The organism is Saccharomonospora sp. (assembly GCF_027317685.1).
GTDB lineage: Bacteria > Actinomycetota > Actinomycetes > Mycobacteriales > Pseudonocardiaceae > Saccharomonospora.
In genome coordinates this window covers 1-15,220 of record NZ_DAHVQP010000089.1, presented here as the reverse complement: position 1 = coordinate 15,220, position 15,220 = coordinate 1, and the positions used below count along the sequence as shown (strand labels likewise).

General features: G+C 66.7%; 17 protein-coding genes and 1 tRNA gene. 10 read left to right on the top strand and 8 right to left on the bottom strand.

Translation table 11 applies throughout. The annotated features are described in order from the left end of the window. Nucleotides 1-84: 84 nt before the first annotated feature. Both ettA and M7H19_RS10420 read right to left on the bottom strand, forming a co-directional pair. A complete protein-coding gene (ettA, locus tag M7H19_RS10425; RefSeq protein WP_298180224.1) occupies nucleotides 85-1,761 on the bottom strand; it encodes an energy-dependent translational throttle protein EttA in 1,677 nt (558 codons plus the stop codon). Nucleotides 1,762-1,841: 80 nt separating this feature from the next. Beyond that, nucleotides 1,842-3,809, bottom strand: a complete 1,968-nt coding sequence (locus M7H19_RS10420) for a cytochrome c oxidase assembly protein (protein ID WP_298180258.1) — start codon at nucleotides 3,807-3,809, stop codon at nucleotides 1,842-1,844. Between the two features lie 502 nt (nucleotides 3,810-4,311). Between M7H19_RS10420 and M7H19_RS10415 the strand changes: the two genes are divergently transcribed. The 3 genes from M7H19_RS10415 to M7H19_RS18620 all read left to right on the top strand — a co-directional run bounded on the left by M7H19_RS10415 (nucleotide 4,312) and on the right by M7H19_RS18620 (nucleotide 6,338). Further along, the gene (locus M7H19_RS10415) at nucleotides 4,312-4,842 is read left to right on the top strand and encodes a peptidase inhibitor family I36 protein (RefSeq protein ID WP_363321364.1); all 531 of its coding nucleotides are present in this window, start codon (nucleotides 4,312-4,314) and stop codon (nucleotides 4,840-4,842) included. Nucleotides 4,843-5,254: 412 nt separating this feature from the next. Then, a tRNA-Arg gene (locus tag M7H19_RS10410) sits at nucleotides 5,255-5,328 on the top strand. Between the two features lie 446 nt (nucleotides 5,329-5,774). After that, the gene (locus M7H19_RS18620) at nucleotides 5,775-6,338 is read left to right on the top strand and encodes a hypothetical protein (protein WP_363321363.1); all 564 of its coding nucleotides are present in this window, start codon (nucleotides 5,775-5,777) and stop codon (nucleotides 6,336-6,338) included. Here M7H19_RS18620 and M7H19_RS10400 read toward each other — a convergent pair. After that, nucleotides 6,317-7,078, bottom strand: coding sequence for a GntR family transcriptional regulator (locus tag M7H19_RS10400; protein ID WP_298180222.1), 762 nt, complete (start codon nucleotides 7,076-7,078; stop codon nucleotides 6,317-6,319). The genes M7H19_RS18620 and M7H19_RS10400 overlap by 22 nt on opposite strands. A gap of 112 nt (nucleotides 7,079-7,190) precedes the next feature. Between M7H19_RS10400 and M7H19_RS10395 the strand changes: the two genes are divergently transcribed. The 6 genes from M7H19_RS10395 to M7H19_RS10370 all read left to right on the top strand — a co-directional run bounded on the left by M7H19_RS10395 (nucleotide 7,191) and on the right by M7H19_RS10370 (nucleotide 9,377). Continuing rightward, nucleotides 7,191-7,433: a zinc finger protein gene (locus M7H19_RS10395; protein WP_298180252.1), complete on the top strand. Its 243-nt coding sequence runs from the start codon at nucleotides 7,191-7,193 to the stop codon at nucleotides 7,431-7,433. Next, the gene (locus M7H19_RS10390; RefSeq protein WP_298180220.1) at nucleotides 7,430-7,597 is read left to right on the top strand and encodes a hypothetical protein; all 168 of its coding nucleotides are present in this window, start codon (nucleotides 7,430-7,432) and stop codon (nucleotides 7,595-7,597) included. The genes M7H19_RS10395 and M7H19_RS10390 overlap by 4 nt, the downstream gene beginning before the upstream one ends. A 154-nt stretch (nucleotides 7,598-7,751) precedes the next feature. Then, nucleotides 7,752-8,306, top strand: a complete 555-nt coding sequence (locus M7H19_RS10385; protein WP_298180218.1) for a radical SAM protein — start codon at nucleotides 7,752-7,754, stop codon at nucleotides 8,304-8,306. A 12-nt stretch (nucleotides 8,307-8,318) separates the two neighbouring features. Continuing rightward, nucleotides 8,319-8,642, top strand: coding sequence for a hypothetical protein (locus tag M7H19_RS10380; RefSeq protein ID WP_298180216.1), 324 nt, complete (start codon nucleotides 8,319-8,321; stop codon nucleotides 8,640-8,642). A gap of 15 nt (nucleotides 8,643-8,657) precedes the next feature. Further along, on the top strand, nucleotides 8,658-8,837 hold the full coding sequence (locus M7H19_RS10375; RefSeq protein ID WP_298180214.1) for a hypothetical protein: 180 nt from the start codon (nucleotides 8,658-8,660) through the stop codon (nucleotides 8,835-8,837). 9 nt (nucleotides 8,838-8,846) lie between these two features. After that, nucleotides 8,847-9,377 (top strand): CYTH domain-containing protein, encoded by a 531-nt coding sequence (locus tag M7H19_RS10370; protein WP_298180212.1) that lies wholly within the window; start codon nucleotides 8,847-8,849, stop codon nucleotides 9,375-9,377. Nucleotides 9,378-9,417: 40 nt separating this feature from the next. Here the strand turns inward: M7H19_RS10370 and M7H19_RS10365 are convergent, their stop codons facing one another. Continuing rightward, nucleotides 9,418-9,540, bottom strand: a complete 123-nt coding sequence (locus M7H19_RS10365) for a hypothetical protein (protein WP_298180209.1) — start codon at nucleotides 9,538-9,540, stop codon at nucleotides 9,418-9,420. A 283-nt stretch (nucleotides 9,541-9,823) separates the two neighbouring features. On the opposite strand from M7H19_RS10365, the gene M7H19_RS10360 reads away from it, so the two are divergent. Next, nucleotides 9,824-9,997 carry a hypothetical protein gene (locus tag M7H19_RS10360; RefSeq protein WP_298180207.1) on the top strand — a complete coding sequence of 58 codons (174 nt, stop codon included), beginning with the start codon at nucleotides 9,824-9,826 and terminating at the stop codon, nucleotides 9,995-9,997. A gap of 99 nt (nucleotides 9,998-10,096) precedes the next feature. On the opposite strand, the gene folP is transcribed toward M7H19_RS10360, so the two are convergent. From folP to purU, 4 genes are read right to left on the bottom strand one after another with little or no spacing between them, the layout of a single operon-like run. Further along, nucleotides 10,097-10,948, bottom strand: coding sequence for a dihydropteroate synthase (folP, locus tag M7H19_RS10355; RefSeq protein WP_298180205.1), 852 nt, complete (start codon nucleotides 10,946-10,948; stop codon nucleotides 10,097-10,099). A gap of 3 nt (nucleotides 10,949-10,951) precedes the next feature. Then, a complete protein-coding gene (locus M7H19_RS10350) occupies nucleotides 10,952-13,258 on the bottom strand; it encodes an FdhF/YdeP family oxidoreductase (protein WP_298180203.1) in 2,307 nt (768 codons plus the stop codon). Nucleotides 13,259-13,303: 45 nt separating this feature from the next. Beyond that, on the bottom strand, nucleotides 13,304-14,164 hold the full coding sequence (locus M7H19_RS10345; RefSeq protein WP_298180201.1) for a tetrahydrofolate dehydrogenase/cyclohydrolase catalytic domain-containing protein: 861 nt from the start codon (nucleotides 14,162-14,164) through the stop codon (nucleotides 13,304-13,306). Between the two features lie 10 nt (nucleotides 14,165-14,174). Continuing rightward, entirely contained in the window at nucleotides 14,175-15,047 is an 873-nt protein-coding gene (purU, locus tag M7H19_RS10340; protein ID WP_298180199.1) for a formyltetrahydrofolate deformylase, read from the bottom strand. Between the last annotated feature and the right edge of the window lie 173 nt (nucleotides 15,048-15,220).

Below are 15,220 nucleotides of genomic sequence, written 5' to 3'. Positions count from 1 at the left end.
CAACTGTCGACTCCGGGGGCTCGCTGATGCCGCGCGTGGCGCCGTGAGAACGAAGCGCCGTGACCTCACGGCCACGCCACGACATCAGTCGCGGGTCAGTTTCCGACGAGTCACCCGACGTGGCCGAGCAGCTTCCGCTCCCAACCGCTCGACCTTGTTCTTCTCGTAGCCGTCGAAGTTCCCTTCGAACCAGAACCACTTCGCCGGGTTCTCCTCGGTACCTTCCCAGGCGAGAATATGGGTCGCGACCCGGTCGAGGAACCACCTGTCGTGGGAGATCACCACGGCGCAACCGGGGAATTGTTCCAGCGCGTTCTCCAATGAACCGAGCGTTTCGACGTCGAGGTCGTTGGTCGGCTCGTCCAGCAGGATCAGGTTTCCACCCTGCTTCAACGTGAGCGCCAGGTTCAGCCGGTTCCGCTCACCACCGGAGAGCACACCCGCGGGCTTCTGCTGATCCGGCCCCTTGAACCCGAACGCGCTCACGTAGGCACGCGACGGCATCTCGGTCTGACCGACGTGGATGTAGTCCAGCCCGTCGGACACTACCTCCCACACCGTCTTCTCGGGATCGATCCCCGCGCGCTGCTGGTCCACATAGGACAGCTTGACGGTGTCACCGATCCGCACCGTGCCCGAATCGGGCTCCTCCAGGCCCACGATCGTCTTGAACAGCGTCGTCTTACCGACACCGTTGGGACCGATCACACCGACGATGCCGTTGCGAGGCAGCGTGAACGACAGATCGTCGATCAACAGCCGGTCACCGAACCCCTTGGTGAGGTTCTCGACCTCCACCACGACACTGCCCAGCCGCGGCCCCGGCGGGATCTGGATCTCCTCGAAGTCGAGCTTGCGGTTTTTCTCCGCCTCAGCCGCCATCTCCTCGTAGCGCTCCAGCCGCGCCCGCGACTTGGTCTGGCGGGCCTTCGCACCCGCGCGCACCCACTCCAGTTCCTTCTTCAGGCGCTTGGCGAGCTTGGCGTCCTTCTTGCCCTGGACCTCGAGACGCTCGCGCTTCTTCTCCAGGTAGGTGGAGTAGTTGCCCTCGTAGCCCTCGACACGACCACGGTCCAACTCCATGATCCACTCGGCCACGTTGTCGAGGAAGTACCGGTCGTGCGTGACCGCCAGGACCGCGCCCGGATAGGTCGCGAGGAACTGCTCCAACCACAGCACGCTCTCGGCGTCCAGATGGTTGGTGGGCTCGTCGAGCAGAAGCAGGTCGGGCTTCGACAGCAGCAGCTTGCACAGGGCGACCCGGCGCCGTTCACCACCGGACAGGTGGCTCACCGGCTCGTCCCCCGGAGGGCAGCGCAGCGCGTCCATCGCCTGTTCCAGCTGCGAGTCCAGCTCCCACGCGTCGGCGTGGTCGAGCTCCTCCTGCAGCTTGCCCATCTCCTCCATCAGGGCATCGCTGTAGTCGGTGGCGAGCTGCTCGGCGATCTCGTTGAACCGGTCCAGCTTCACCTTGATCTCGCCGAGGCCCTCCTCGACGTTGCCGCGCACCGTCTTCTCCTCGTTCAGCGGCGGTTCCTGCTGGAGAATGCCGACGCTGGCACCGGGCTGGAGGAAAGCCTCGCCGTTACTCGGTTGGTCGAGCCCAGCCATGATCTTGAGAACGGTGGATTTACCCGCACCGTTCGGCCCCACCACGCCGATTTTGGCGCCGGGGTAGAACGCGGTGCTGACGTCGTCAAGAATCACTTTCTCGCCGACGGTCTTACGCACCTTTTTCATGGTGTAGATGAACTCGGCCATACCCCGATCGTAGAGCGAAGCTCACAGCTCGCTCACCCAGGCCGTCGGTGCGTCACTCATCGTGTGCCGCCCGTGCCCTGTTACCGGCGTCGCGCCTCCTGATCCGCCAGCTGTCTGAGCATCGCGTTGTAGGCCTCCAGCTCGGTATCGCCCCTGGCCTCCACACGTTTGTCACGCCGCTTGGACGCGCGCTCGTCCGCCCTCGTCCACTGCACCAGCAGGGCGATCATGACGACCAACACGGGCAGCTCGCCGGACGCCCACGCGATACCACCACCGACCTGTTGGTCGGTGAGCAAGCCGTCCACCCACGGCAGGTCCAGCGCCCGGTAGAAGTCCTCGCCGATCACCGTCTGCATGTTCATGAGGATCACGCCGAAGAAGGCGTGGAACGGCACCGACGCCATCAGCAACCCGATCCTGCCGAGCGGGGGCAGCTTCCTCGGGGACGGGTCGATCCCGATGATCGGCCAGAAATAGGCGTACCCGACGAGCAGGAAGTGCGCGTTCATCGCCAGGTGTGCCCAGTGGTGCCGCAACGACACGTCGAACAGCCCCGAGAAGTAGAGCCCGTAGAACGAGCCCACGAAAAGCACGAGCGTGACGATCGGGTTGGTGAAGAACCGGGCCAGCGGCGAGTGCACGAACGCCAGCAGCCACTCCCGCAACCCCGGTGGGCGCTGCCGGCCCGCGGGCGGCAGCGCCCGCAGTACCAGGGTCATCGGCCCGCCCAGCACCAGCAGGATCGGCACCAGCATCGACAGCAACATGTGGTTGATCATGTGGATGCTGAACATGGCGGGCGAGTAACGCCCCAAGCCGGACGAGGTCGCCAGCAGCAGCACAGCGCAGCCCAGCAACCACGCCGCCGTGCGTCCCGCCGGCCACGAGTCACCCCGACGCCGCAACCGCCACACGCCCGCGAGGTAGAGACCGGCCATCGCCAGCGCCAACGTGCCGTAGACGAGGTCGAACCGCCAGTCGGTGAGCACGCTCAGCGGAGTGAGCGCGCCGTTGAGGTCGTACCCGATGAGCAGTTCGATGGTCGACGGCTGGGCCGCGATCTCCAACGGCGGAGGTGTCCGCGACAACGCGGTGGCGAGGCCGAAAGTGACGAACATGATCAGCACCTCGACGGCGGCCAACCGCACGAGCGTGCCACCACCCGCGCCCTCGTTGAGTTCCCGCACGCTGCGCTGGCGGTGCTGATGGCCGAACACGCCGAGCACCGCGATCGCCACCACCTTGGCGAGCACGACCAGCCCGTAGTCCGTGGTGAACAACTGGCTGGGCGCCACACGCACGAGCGCGTTCACCACACCGGAGACCCCGAGCACCAGCCAGCACACCAACGCGACCGTGGAAAAACGTGACGTGGCCAATGCCAGATGGTCACCACGTCGCCTGGCGTGAGCGAGCAGGGCGATGAGACCCCCGACCCACAGGGCGGCGCCGACCAGGTGGTACAGCAGGCTGTTGGTGGCCATGTCGTGGGAACCGCCACTGGCCGAGTGGCCCGTGGCCGCGATCGGCACCAGACCGAAGACCGAGACGAAGAACAGCACCGTGGTCCAGCCCCACGACAGCACGATCCTGCATCCCAGCGCCAGCAACAGCGCGATGCCCGCCGTGAGGAGCCACGCCTTCGGCTGTTCGATGGCCTCGACGTAGTTCAACAGCACCAAGGGGTCGAACACGTCCGTCACCGGCTTGCCCGCACCGTCCGCGGCGACGAAGAGCACCGACGCGAGCGCGAACACGAACCACACCCACGCGGCCGTCCCCGCGGTGCGCAGGGCGGCGTAACCGTCCACGTCGAGGGTTCCGGACTTCTGGGGCGGCACCAGGAACGCCGCCAACAGCAGTGAGCCGATACACACGGCCGCGGCGAGGTCGGCGCCGACACGCACGACCATGATCCCGTAGCGGGTGAGGTCCCCGGGGTCGGTCAGACCGGCGACGCCGTAGCTCAGCCCACCGGTGAGCGCCACGATGCCCACCGCGACGACGGTGGCGAGCAAGGCGCCCACCACCACGAGGGGGCCCAAGGCGGCACGGCGCCGTCGAGGTGCGGTCCCGGCGGCGCCGGAGTCGGGTGCGTCGGGTTCAACTTCCACGGCCACGCCTACGAGGGTATGCCCAGCTCATCCGATACAGCTCAGTGGAGGGCGGCGGGTGTGTGTCGGCTCGCGCTTTCGGCCGGGGTCGGCGTTCGGCCGAACGTCCGCCTGCGACTCCCCGGCGACGCGGGCGGCGGTCGAACGACGCCTCAGCGAAAGAGCCCGGTGCGACGAGCTCCGAGCAAGCCTTCGAACGGACGAGAGCGCCGGCCATACCACGCCCTGCCGAGGCTTACCGACACATACGAAGAACTGTGGACAACTTCCACCCGACCGGGTCGTCTCAGTGCGAGTTATCCACAACCTCGTTTTTCCGTCCTGACACGGACCGGCCCCAACGCCATCGTGGATCACAGCGACGAACGCCACACCCGGCCACCAACGAGCCGGAAACGTACGGAACCAATACAGAACCAGGGGGAATTACGAGATGCTTCACCGCACGCGCCACTACCGCACCGTCAGCGTCGACCGCACCGAAGTCAACGGAGTCAACGGAGTCAACGGAGTCGGCGACACCACCGGGGTGTCGAGCGCCACATCGGGTGGCGCGGGAACCACTCGTGCGAAAAGGATCCGTGCAGCATCACTGCTCGCTGCCACCGTCCTCACCATCACCCCGGGAATCGCGGCGGCAGAGACGAAAGTGACCGGAACGGAAGGCCTGGGGCGCGCCGGCGCCGAGCACGCGTGCGAGCAGGGTGAGTTCTGTCTGTGGACCGAGCAGGACTACGGCGGCACGATCGTCCGCCTCGACCTACGCAACACCAACCCCGAAAAGTGCCGTCCCCTACCGGACGGGGTGGAAGCCCACGCGTTCGGCAATCGCATCGATCGGCACGTGACCGTCTATCAAGACAGGAACTGCTCCACCGAGGGTGACTTCAGCACCTTCCCAGGACCGGGCACGTTCGTGCCACAAAGTCCGTATCTGGTCCGGGCGGTGAAGATCTGGAACTAGGCCACTCGCCTCCTTCGAAAAGGCCAGTCTCCGGAACACCGAGGCGCGCGGCGATCGACCGGGCTCCGGTTTTCCCGCTCGGCCCTCGTCGGCTTGTGCTTCTACCGCTACTTCTACCGCTTTCACGACGAGCCGCGTGACACCGCCACGGCAGGGAGCACGTGGAGGTGTCACGCACTCGAAGGGGCCGCGCCCTGCCCCGACCGCGCGGCCCCTTCCCGTGGGCCGTCCGACCGCCACCCGGCGGCCCACGGTCGCCCATCCGGCTCGGTGATCACGATTTCGCTTATCTTCAGCGAAGATCTGGTCACCGAGCCGGGTGAGGGGTGAAACGATTCGCCGGTATCGGACGATCAGAGAGGTAGCGGCGACTAAGCTGAGTCATGTGGCATGACCGCAACGGTCGCCGCGGGCCTCCGTAGCTCAGCTGGATAGAGCAAGAGCCTTCTAATCTCTAGGTCGCAGGTTCGAGTCCTGCCGGGGGCACAAAGGACCTGGCCAAGCGCACTTTCTGAACATGCTAGACCAGGAGAGTTCAACAGACAGTCCATAAACCGTCCATTTATCCCGCCGCATCCTCGGCTGCGCAGAACCCTCACAGGGGCTCTTACTCGGCTGGTCTGCTATCCCCTCATCGCCGCGTGCCTCGTCGTTACTCTCATTGACTTCGTTCGCCCTGATTTGCTGTCCGGCGGCTATGACGGTGGTCACCCCGCCCCGCCAGTGGTGGTGTACCGATGAGCCGCTTGTCGTCTTTCCGTTGCAATGACGCGGAAAGCGTTCCCCGCGACAATCCCGTAACCCTCCTCACTGGATTGAACACTGTCCGTGTTCCTTTTGTTCGCCGTGTTCTCGCCTCCGCTCCCCCGCGGGTCCTCGGCATCGGCGCCTACGTGCTCGCGCGCTTGGTTGGCTTCGGTGTGCTCGCGCTCATGGCCGTAGCAAACGACGAACCGGTTCTCGACCAACTCGTCGCATGGGACGGGCAGTGGTATCTCGGCATCGCCGAACACGGATACACCGGATATGGGGAGAACACCGTCGACGCCGAGGGGAATCCGTACTCGGCGGCACCGTTCGCGTTCTTTCCCGCGCTTCCGGCGGCCATATCGATCGTCACCACCCTCGGAGCGCCCTTGCCCGTGGCGGGGGTGATCGTCGGCGCGTGGCTCAGCGCCTACGCGCTGACCGTGCGGCCGGTCGTTTCCTGCCACCGACGAGCCACACGACGGCCCGGTCGTCGACTGCCTGGGGTGCGGCCGATGATCGAACACGACCGCGTCCTCCTCGCCCGCGCCGGGCAAGTGAACAGGCAGTTCGGCGAGATCGTCGTCGAGCTGATGATCCGCCAGGACGGCGGGCAGCTACCGGCCGGGCCGCTGCGCGATGTCGGCGAGTTGCTCGCCGGGTTGGGCCGTGAATTCATCGACCGAGCCGCCGAGATCGACGCCCACCCGGTGATCGAAGCCGAGAGCTACTCGGCGGCCCACTCGTAGGACAGTTCGTACCGGTCGGCCGGAAGGACCATGTCGTTCATCTCCAGCGGTGTGCCGTCCTCCCGGTAGGCCACCCGAGTCACCGTGATGACCGGGATTCCTTGACCGAGCTGAAGTGCTGATGCTTCCTCGGGTGTGGGCATGCGGGAACCGACGTGCTCGGCGTAGTGACTGATGGTGTGTCCAGCTTCCTCCAGTCGCGCGTACGCCCCGCCAGGGCCGGTGTCGACCTCCTCGATCGCGGTGCCCCGCGTGAACGTGCGCGGCAGACGCGAGACAGCGAGTTGCACCACGAGCCCGTCGGCCCGCATCACGCGATCCCGCACGGTCACCTCGTCACCCGGCTGGATTCCGAGATGACCGGCGGCACGCTCGTCGGCCGGCTCGAACCGCACGCGTACCGAACTGCTGGGCGTGAACCCCTGCGCGACTGCGTCGGCGAGGAAGGCGCCCTTGTTCTCCACTCGCGCCGCCCGTGACAGCCGGGATCGCGACAGGCGCTGGATGGATGCGGGTAGACGCACGAACACTCCGCGCCCGTGCTCGGTGACGACAACTCCTTCGGCGCGAAGGATGCCGAGTGCTTCTCGGATGGTGAGCCGCGAAACGCCGTAGGTCTCGATCATGGCTCGTTCGCTGGGCAGTTTGTCGCCGGGTGCGTACTCGCCTGTGGTGATGCGCTCCCTCAGATCCGCTGCGACCTGCCGGTGCACGGGGACACCGCTTGTCTTGTCCACCATTCGATTGATTCTCCCCGGGGCTAGTTGTCATGACCAGATTACGTCTTGACCTGTGCTTCCCGGTCTGCCACCGTTCAAACTGGTACAGATGACTTTACCAGCTGGGGGCATGGTGCAGCGCTACCTCTGGCAACAAGCGGGCGGACGACGGCACGCCTACGACACCCACCACCAACCAGCCGCACAGCGGGCACTGCCGGTCCTGTGCGGCGCGACCGTCACTCCGACGACCGACGACATCGTCGGGGTCTGGCTCGACCCCACCTGCTGGCACTGCGACCGCGAGGTCCGCGTGCGGCTGGGATTCCCGGTGGACGAGATCCCCGATGCCGCCGACCTGGAGACCGCACGATGATCACCGATGTGCCCGTCGACGACTGGCTCACCCTCGACGGCGACCCCACCACACCGATGCGGGCGCTCGACGACACCATCGCCGTGCTACCCCGTATCGACGACTGGCCGCACATCGACCCCGACCCGCCGTTGATCGACGGCGACTGGCGCCTCATCGCCTGATCTGACCCGGCCACACCACTTCTGCACGCCGTCCTCGAAGGACTCCGGCAGCTCACGTAGACCACCGGCCTGCGCATGCGAGCACCCCGTGCCCCTAGGGCCATACCACCTCGGGAGACGCGATAGCTCCTTCCCACGACCAACGGAGGTCGTCATGGCCACTGTGCCTACCTACATCACGCGGGACACCACGCTGCGGGTGAAGATCCTCGACGCGTGCGGGATGACCTGCACGTTCTGCCACAACGAGGGCACACCCGTCGCGGCGGAGAACTCCCGCCGCACCCTTCCGCTCACCGCCGCCGGGTCCAGCGGCCGGGTGTCGATCTACACGCCCACCAATGGGGTGAGCTTCGTGCCAGCCACGATGCTGCCGGGCCCCGAGTACGTGCAGGCGATCAGCACGCTGCGGGACGCGCTCGACCTCACCGAACTGCACTTGACCGGCGGCGAGCCGACACTGCACCCGCGGCTGGCGGAGCTGGTGCGCCTCTCCCGCGAAGCGGGGTACAGCGTGCGCATGACCTCCAACGGCGAGAACGGGGCCCGTGCCATCCCCGGCGCCGCAGCCGCCGGGCTGGAGAAGGTGAACTTCTCCATCTTCGGCACCACGCCGCAGGAACTGGCGCAGGTGCAGCACTCCCGCTTCGCCGACGAGACTCGCGCCGCCGCGAAGATCGTCGCGCTGAAGGACAGCATCCGCGCCTGACTCGCCCACGGGGTGCGGGCGGACGCCAACATCGTCGTGGTCGACCACACCCACATCGCGCGGGTGCACCGCCTGCTCGACGAGTACAGCCCGCAGCTGTCGGTGCGGCTGCTCAACTCCCTCGACGACGGCCAGGAGAGCCTCGACGCCATCGACGAGGTACTGCGGCAGCGCGGCGCCGTGATCGAAGCCCACCACATCACCGCGGGAACGTCAGGCTTTCGCACCTCCTACCTGCTGCCCGAGGGACGACGGATCTACGTCAAGCGCATCCGGCCCACGAGGCTGCCGCGCACCTGCCTCGGTTGCCGGTTCAACAACGACCGCGACTGCTAGGAGGGATTCTACGGGGTGAGGTTGTACCGCTCCCGCGCCAAGAAGTGGTTGGCCGGGCTGTGCATCCAGAGGATGGACCTGTGCCAGGACGTCGACGAGTTCGCCTCCGGTGACGCCGCCCGCGAAATCCACGAACTCCGGGACAGCGAACACGATGCCCTTGCGGCGGACGCGCACACGCACGAGAAGGGATAAGGTCAGCTCATGCCGATCGAGTACGAGGCGAAGGCGCTGGACATCGACCGCGCGAGGATCGCGGATCGGCTGCGCCAGGCGCCGGTGGTCCAGCCGCGGACCCTGCAACGGCGCTACGTGTACGACATCGTGCCCGGCGACGTATCGACGTGGATGCGGCTGCGGCAGACCCACACCGGCACCACGCTGTCGATCAAGCGCATCCGCCATGACGGCATCGACGGCACCGATGAGTGGGAGATCAGTGTCTCCGACTTCGACACCACGCATCAGATGCTGCAAATGCTCGGCTACACGCCGAAGGCGTACCAGGAGAACTACCGCACCAGCTGGCAGCGGGAGGGTGTGCGGTTCGAGCTCGACGAGTGGCCGAAGATCCCGCCGTACCTGGAGATCGAGGGCGAGAACGTCACCGCCGTGCGCCGCGCCGCCGAGTGGCTTGGCCTCGACCCCGACACACTGACGGGGATGAACACCACCAAGGTCTACGCCCACTACGGCCTGGACATAACGGCGTACCCGCAGCTGCGGTTCGAGTAGCCCGCAACTCGGGCCACCCCTGGGGTAGGCGGCCCGGGCCTCAGCTCTGCTCAGGCGGGTCTTTCGCCTCAGCAGAGTGCCGTTCGTACAACCTCTTCGTGAACACGACGAGGATCAGGGCGCCGAAGACGTCGGCCTCCAACGACAGCACGGTGGCGAACACCCACCACTGCCACCACGTTCCGTGGTAGCGCCGTTTCCGTGGCGGTGTCTTTTCCGCAGCGGTGTAGTTCTGCGGCGATGTCGCTTCCGCAGCCGTTCCACAGTCGCTCCACAAAGGAGCTTCACGCGGGCGAGGCCCGGGGCAGGCGAGCGCTCCCGATCAGAGGCGCAGAAGGCATCGACGAGAACGGGGGACATCGCATGCCCCGACACCGATCACCGTGCGTAGACTGCCCGGTTTGCGACGGTAACAGCCGACTCGTAGGAGACGTGGGAGACACTGCATGGACGACGAAACCGAGGGACGGGTGTGGTGCCACACCTGCGACGGCGACGGGCACGTGCCCGATCCGAAGGCCGCGATCATCGACTGCGTGCCGCAGCTGGTGATTGCCTCACGCGTGTGCCGATGGTGCAAAGGCACCGGACGCAGACACAGCCTTCACCCGCCCGCCTGAGCGGGCTCCGAAAACGATGAGCCCACGGCGACGAACCCACACAGCGATGAGCCCACAGTGATACAGCCGAAACGACGGCACGAAAGCGAAGCGACGCCCTCAGCGGGACCGGCCGTCGCCCCGCCCGTCCCACACGGCTTCGAGCACGGCGATCGTGTCGAGTGTTTCGGCCACGTCATGCACCCTGATGACGTCGACTCCAGCGGACCACGCGGGTGCCACCACCGCCAGCGACCCGGCCAGGCGGTCGGCCACCGCCCTGCCGGTCAACTCGCCGAGGAACGACTTCCGGCTCACTCCCAACAACACCGGAAAACCGAGGGAACACAGTGCCGGTAACCGCCGCAACAGTTCGATGTTGTCCTTTAGGGACTTACCGAAGCCGATGCCGGGATCGATCCACACCGGCGCCGCGCCGCCCTCATGAGCGACCTCGCCCAGGGACCGAAGGTGAGCGGCGACGTCGGCGGTGACATCGTCGTAATGGGGGTACACACCGGGCAGCACCGGCACGGTGTGGGAATGCATACCGACGTAGCCGACTCCGAGACGCGCCGCGACATCGGCCAAGGAACCGGACACGTCGTTGATGATCGACGCACCCGCCCGCACGGCCTCCTCGGCGACCTCCGCGTGCCGTGTGTCGACCGACACCGTGCCCACGGCCGCCAACGCCGACACCACGGGAACGATCCTGTCGAGTTCCTCGTCGACCGACACCGGCTCGGCGCCGGGCCGCGTGGACTCACCGCCCACGTCCACGGCCCAGGCGCCGAGTTCGAACATCGCACGTCCCGCGGCGATAGCGCGCTCCACAGTGTGATGCCTGTTACCCGACCAGAGCGAGTCGGGCGTGGCATTCACGATGCCCATCACACGCAACGGCCCCACATCCGGCCGTGCGGCCACCGCGGCGGCCCCGGAGAGCGCTACGGGATTCGCGATGGTCACCAACTACCTCCTCGGTTCGAGGCGAACCACCACCGACTTCGAGGTCGGCGTGTTCGAGACATCGGCAACGGAGTCCAACGGCACCAACGGATTGGTCTCCGGGTAGTAAGCGGCGGCACAACCTCGCGCCGTGGGATAGACGACGATGCGGAAGTCGTCGGCCCACCGCTCCGTGTTCCGCCCGTCCGCGTCCGTCCATTCGCTGACCAGATCGACGCGCTGCCCGTCCCGCAGGCCGAGTTCAGCGAGGTCGTCGGCGTTCACCATGACCACACGCCGCGCGTTCTCGATCCCCCGGTACCGGTCCGACAACCCGTAGATCGTGGTGTTGTACTGGTCGTGGCTGCGCAGCGTCTGCAACAACAACCGTCCCCGCGGCACCTTCGGATACCACAGGGTGTTGACGGTGAAGTTCGCCTTGCCGGTGTCGGTGGGGAACTCCCGGGCGTCGCGAGGCGGATGCGGCAACACGAACCCGTTCGGTCGCCGCACCTTGGTGTTGTAGTCCTCACATCCCGGCACGACACGGGCGATGGAGTCGCGGATGGTGTCGTAGTCGGCCTCGAACTTCTCCCACGGCACGGGATGGTTGGGGCCGAGTGTGGCGCGAGCCAACCGGCAGACGATGGACACCTCCGACAGCAGCGTCTCGCTCGCCGGGCGCAACCGCCCACGCGAGCGGTGCACCACGGACATGGAGTCCTCCACGGTCACGAACTGCTTGCCGCTCGCCTGCTCGTCGACCTCGGTGCGCCCCAATGTCGGCAGGATGAGGGCCGTCCGCCCCGTGGCCACGTGAGACCGATTGAGTTTGGTCGACACCTGCACGGTGAGCGAACACGACCGCAGTGCCGCCTCGGTGACCTCCGTGTCCGGCGTGGCACGGGCGAAGTTGCCGCCCATGCCGATGAACACGCGGGCCTCCCCGCGTTTCATCGCACGAATACCGTCGACGGTGTCGTAACCGTGCTCGCGCGGCGTGGTGATGCTGAACTCGCGGTCCAGGGCGTCGAGGAAACTGTCCGGCATCTTCTCGTAGATGCCCATGGTGCGGTCGCCCTGCACGTTGGAGTGCCCGCGCACCGGGCACAGACCCGCCCCCGGCTTGCCGATCATGCCGCGCAGCAGCATGACGTTCACGGCCTCGCGAATGGTCGGTACCGAATGCTTGTGCTGGGTGAGCCCCATGGCCCAGCACAACACGATCCGTTCCGCACGCACGAACCGTCGTGCCACGTCGTCGATCAGTTCGCTCGACAGGCCGGTGGCTTCGACGAGCTCGGCCTCGTCGAGAGCTCGTGCCTGCGCGCGGTAGGTCTCGAAGGCGTGGGTGTGCCGCTCGATGAACTCGCGGTCGAGCACGGTGCCCGGTGCGGCGTCCTCCGCGTCCAGCAGCCGCGCGCCGATCGCCTTGAAGAACGCGAGGTCACCGCCGAGGCGGATCTGACAGAACACGTCGGTCAGCTCATCACCTCGGCCGACGACTCCACGTACGGTCTGCGGGTCTTTGAACCGCAGGAGCCCGGCCTCCGGCAACGGGTTCACCGAGATGATCTGCGCCCCGCGCTGTTTCGCCTCGGCCAGGGCCGAGAGCATCCGCGGATGGTTGGTGCCGGGGTTCTGGCCGAGCACGACGATGAGGTCGGCCTGGTGCACGTCCTCCAGACTCACCGACCCCTTGCCGATCCCGATCGTCTCGGTCAGCGCCGCGCCCGACGACTCGTGGCACATGTTCGAACAGTCGGGCAGGTTGTTGGTCCCGAAGCTGCGTACGAACAGCTGGTAGGCGAACGCGGCCTCGTTACTCGTCCTGCCGGAGGTGTAGAATAGGGCCTCGTCGGGTGAGTCGAGGGCGTTCAGCTCGTCGGCGATGAGCTGGAACGCCTCCTCCCAACCGATGGGGGTGTAGTGGTCGGAGCCGGGCCGCAGCACCATCGGCTCGGTCAGGCGTCCCTGCTGCCCCAACCAGTAATCGGTGCGCTCGGCGAGTTCCGACACCGAGTGCCGTGCGAAGAACTCGCGGGTCACCCGACGCGTGGTGGCCTCTTCGGCGACGGCCTTGACCCCGTTCTCGCAGAACTCGGCGGGCCTGCGACGCCCCTCCGACTCCGGCCACGCGCAGCCGGGACAGTCGAACCCGGCGCGCTGGTTGAGCAGAGGCAGCGTGATTGCGGTGCGGGTCACACCCATCTGCTCGTAGGCGCGTTTCATCGACACCGCGACGGCCCGCACTCCCGCCGCGTGCTCCTGCGCGTCGCCGACCTGCAATGCCGACTCGTCGATGTCCCGGATCGGGGCTTTCTTGCTCACCCTTCGGCTCCTACCCTCAGCGATGTCCGACGAACATCGACTGTGTCATGCCGAACCGTGCGTACGGAAGGCTTCGTGATCGCGGGCCGCCTTGATGGTCTGCTCCAGCAGAGTGGCGATGGTCATAGGACCGACTCCGCCGGGCACCGGGGTGATGAACGAGGCCCGCTCGGCCGCCGCCTCGTATTCGACGTCTCCGGTGTTGTCCGCGTAACCCGCGTCGACGACCACGGCCCCAGGCTTGATCCACTCGCCGCGCACGAGTCCGGGTCGGCCGACGGCGGCGACCACCACGTCGGCCTCGGCCACGCGCTCCGCCAGGTCCACTGTGCGCGAATGGCAGTAGGTGACGGTCGCGTCCCTGGCGAGCAGCAGCATTCCGGCGGGGCGACCGAGAATGGCGCTGCGGCCGATGACGACGGCGTGTTTGCCGGCCAGCGGAATGTCGTAGGCGTCGAGCAACGCCATGATCCCGCCCGGAGTCGCCGAGGCGAATCCGCCTTCGGCGAACGCCATCTGCGCGAACGACGTGCGGGTGACGCCGTCGACGTCCTTGGTGGGGTCGATCGCCTCGAAGGCGGCACGCTCGTCGATATGGGACGGCACAGGGTGCTGGAGCAGGATGCCGTCGATCTCCGGGTCCGCCGACAGGCCCCGGATGCGGTCCACCAACGTCTCGGTGGTGATGCTCGCGTCGAGCTCGACCCGGTGCGAGCGCATACCGACCTTCGCACAGCGGTTGGCCTTCATCCGCACATAGGTGTGGGACGCGGGGTCGTCACCGACGAGCACCGTCGCCAGACAGGGCACCCGACCCGTTTCGTCCACGAACTCACCGACCTCGCGGCGCACCCGGTCGAGGATCGTCGCCGACACCGCCCGACCGTCCAAAATCCGTGCGGTCACCTGGATCCTCCTAGAACACGACCGTGGTGTTGCCGTCGCGGATGACGCGGTCCTCGCAGTGCCACTTCACCGCGCGCGCCAGCACGAGCCGTTCGACGTCGGCGCCCTTGCGCTGCAGGTCCCGCACCGAGTCACGGTGCGACACGCGGATCACGTCCTGCTCGATGATCGGTCCTTCGTCGAGGTCCTCGGTGACGTAGTGAGCCGTGGCGCCCACGAGCTTCACGCCGCGTTCCTTCGCCCGCTGGTACGGGCCCGCGCCCATGAACGCCGGCAGGAACGAATGGTGGATGTTGATGACCGGCACGCCGACCTCGTCGAGGAACTCGCCCGACAGGATCTGCATGTAACGGGCGAGGATCACCACATCGACGTTGCCCTTCAGCAGGTTCAGCTGTTCCTTCTCCGCTTCCGCCTTCCTGTCCTTCTCCACGGGGACGTGGAAGAACGGGATGTCAAAGCGGCGCACCTCGTCGCCGAGGTCGGGGTGGTTGGACACCACCATGGAGATGGTCACCGGCAGCTCTCCGCGCCGATGCCGCCACAACAGGTCGAGCAGGCAGTGGTCGGTCTTGGAGACGAAGATCGCCAAACGCTTCTTGCGCTTGGCCTCGACCAACCGGAAGTCCATGCCCAGCTCGTCGCCGAGTGTCTTCTCCAGGGAATCGTGGAGCTCGGCGAGTTTGCCCGACAGGTCGGGGAGGTGGAAGACGGTGCGTTGGAAGAACCGGCCGCCCGACGGGTCACTCGACGCCTGGTCGAGCGACACGACGTTGGCGCCGTGCTCGCTGAGCACCCGAGAGACACTCGCCACGATTCCGGGCCGGTCCTCGCCCTGCACGATCAGACGCCCGTAGTCGGAACTGTCGTGTTGCCGCGTCATCGCTTGTCCTTTTCGGATACCGAGGCCAGCAGTTTCCTTCGCCACTCTTCGGTTTTGCGAATCTCGTTGAAGGTGAAGATGTGCAACCCGCGAACGTTGCTCCGCACCTTGGGCACCGCGGAGCCGAGTCGCCGGACGAGCTTGGTGGGGTTGTAGCCGCCGGGCAGGAGGAA

Bases quoted from the DNA above. Each gene is read 5' to 3' on its own strand.
- ettA (WP_298180224.1), bottom strand. From the start codon at position 1,761: ATGGCCGAGTTCATCTACACCATGAAAAAGGTGCGTAAGACCGTCGGC.
- M7H19_RS10415 (WP_363321364.1), top strand. From the start codon at position 4,312: ATGCTTCACCGCACGCGCCACTACCGCACCGTCAGCGTCGACCGCACC.
- M7H19_RS18620 (WP_363321363.1), top strand. From the start codon at position 5,775: ATGGCCGTAGCAAACGACGAACCGGTTCTCGACCAACTCGTCGCATGG.
- M7H19_RS10400 (WP_298180222.1), bottom strand. From the start codon at position 7,078: ATGGTGGACAAGACAAGCGGTGTCCCCGTGCACCGGCAGGTCGCAGCG.
- M7H19_RS10390 (WP_298180220.1), top strand. From the start codon at position 7,430: ATGATCACCGATGTGCCCGTCGACGACTGGCTCACCCTCGACGGCGAC.
- M7H19_RS10385 (WP_298180218.1), top strand. From the start codon at position 7,752: ATGGCCACTGTGCCTACCTACATCACGCGGGACACCACGCTGCGGGTG.
- M7H19_RS10370 (WP_298180212.1), top strand. From the start codon at position 8,847: ATGCCGATCGAGTACGAGGCGAAGGCGCTGGACATCGACCGCGCGAGG.
- M7H19_RS10360 (WP_298180207.1), top strand. From the start codon at position 9,824: ATGGACGACGAAACCGAGGGACGGGTGTGGTGCCACACCTGCGACGGC.
- purU (WP_298180199.1), bottom strand. From the start codon at position 15,047: ATGACGCGGCAACACGACAGTTCCGACTACGGGCGTCTGATCGTGCAG.